Annotated in this window: 2 protein-coding genes; both read left to right on the top strand. The window is 29.5% G+C overall.

Annotation, left to right across the window (positions count from 1 at the left end):
* Positions 1–459: 459 nt before the first annotated feature.
* Positions 460–756, top strand: a complete 297-nt coding sequence (locus tag AP75_RS13880; protein WP_031503016.1) for a hypothetical protein — start codon at positions 460–462, stop codon at positions 754–756.
* A 110-nt stretch (positions 757–866) separates the two neighbouring features.
* A complete protein-coding gene (locus AP75_RS13875; RefSeq protein WP_031503014.1) occupies positions 867–1691 on the top strand; it encodes a GLPGLI family protein in 825 nt (274 codons plus the stop codon).
* Positions 1692–1882: the final 191 nt, after the last annotated feature.

The raw sequence follows: 1882 nt of genomic DNA, 5'->3' as shown, positions 1-1882 counted from the left end.
TTTTTTTTGTAGCCATTTCATGAGTTTTTAAAAGGTTAATAAAAACAAAGTTACTAAAACGGCGAATGGGAAAAGCTACCGGAGGTTTAGTTCAACAGTGTATTGGCAAAAGACGGGGTGAATATTGTCTTTGAGAATTCAGTTAGCAATATCCGCAAAATGCTTTTCATATTTCTTTTTTCCGTAATTTAGAAATCTGAAAAAGCATTTTGCTCAGGTTAGGTATTCCTTTGAAATTGCCAGCAAAGTAGCCCGTCCTTCGCCAATACTTTTTCCGTTGTACGATATTTTAATTGAACGCACGTTATCAGAATATCGTTTTTGAAACATTAATGTAGTTGAGAAATGGATTGGAAGAGATTTGCAAAAATGAAAATAGACGAAACGCTGTGACAACACAGAAAGCGTTTTTTTAGAATATTAACAATTAAATGATTTATTAATTTAAAAATTAAGACAATGAAAAAAATTATTATTATGGCTGGTGTTTTGACAGCTGGAATCATGAGTGCTAATAACAATTTACCAATTAGTGAAAATGAAATTACTAGTGCTCAAGAAGTGGTTACGAATCTTGAACAAACAAACACTTTGGAAAATAAGCTAATGATTGAACAAGTATGTGTTGTTTTTCATGCAACTTGTACTTCTGCATACAGTTGTTGGCCTGAAGATACTCCTATGGAGCGTGTGTATGAATGGGCTGATAATATACAGAATAACTATTGTATGATTGATAGTCCTTTTCAACCTTAAAAGTTTCTAATTAATATTAAAGTACTTTTAATTATATTAATTTTTAACCGCTCAATAAAATTTTTAATGATAATTTTTTTTGAGCGGTTTTTATAAAAAAATAGTGTGATATGAAATTCATTAATAATCAATTACTAAAAATATTTTTTTTTCTATTTTTTTCTTTATCTTTTTCACAAATTGATAATGATAATAAATTACTTGGAGAATTTACCTATTTATTTCAATATAAACCAAATACTTTGAATCCAAATCATATTGTTCAAGAACTTTTCACTTTTCAGATAAGTCAAGATAAGGCTTTTTTTATAAGCGAAAATAAATTGAAATTTGATTCAATTTTCATCTCTCAATTTAAAACCAATAAAACTAATATTGACATGAGAAATTTTCCGAACAAGCCAACATCAAAATTTTTAATCATCCAAACAAGTGATGGTTCTAATTATTATGAAAGAATTGGAAGAAGTGTGTTATTTTATAATTCCCCGATAATAAAAGATTGGAAATTAAGTACTGAAAACAAAAAAATTAACGGCATAGAATGTAAAAAAGCAGAAGTTAGATATAAGGGAAGAGATTGGACTGCGTGGTATTCCACAGCATTACCTTTTCCGTATGGACCTTATAAATTTAATGGTCTTCCAGGTTTAATCATAAAAATAACTGATAAAACTGGAGATTATGATTTTGAACTTGTAAAATCAGTAGCAAGTTCAAATTTAAAAGGAATGACCGTATCAGTTAATAAAATGCATTACGAAAAAGCGAAACAAGTTACGAAAAGTGAATTAATTCAAGCAAGAAAGAATTTCAGAGAGAATATTAAATATGAATTAGAAAATACAGGTACAAGTTTCTCCAATAAAATTGAAAGAAATAGAATAGATGAAAGGGACAAAAAAGGTTATAATCCAATAGAATTAGAAGATTAAAACATCGTACAATAACTAAGCTTTCGTTTTGTCTGCAAGACAAGAAATGAAAGCCCGTTGAACGGAAGCTCCGGTGGCTTTTCAGCAGTATGATGGTCCTCTTATGGGGATGTCGTTTTTAGAATTTAGAGGTGCAAAGCAGTTTTTCAGAAGGACTGCTTTTTTTTGTGGCGTTGGGTAGCCTTTGGAAG

Source organism: Kaistella haifensis DSM 19056, assembly GCF_000735695.2.
Lineage (GTDB): Bacteria > Bacteroidota > Bacteroidia > Flavobacteriales > Weeksellaceae > Kaistella > Kaistella haifensis.
This window is presented reverse-complemented; position numbering and strand designations above follow the sequence as displayed.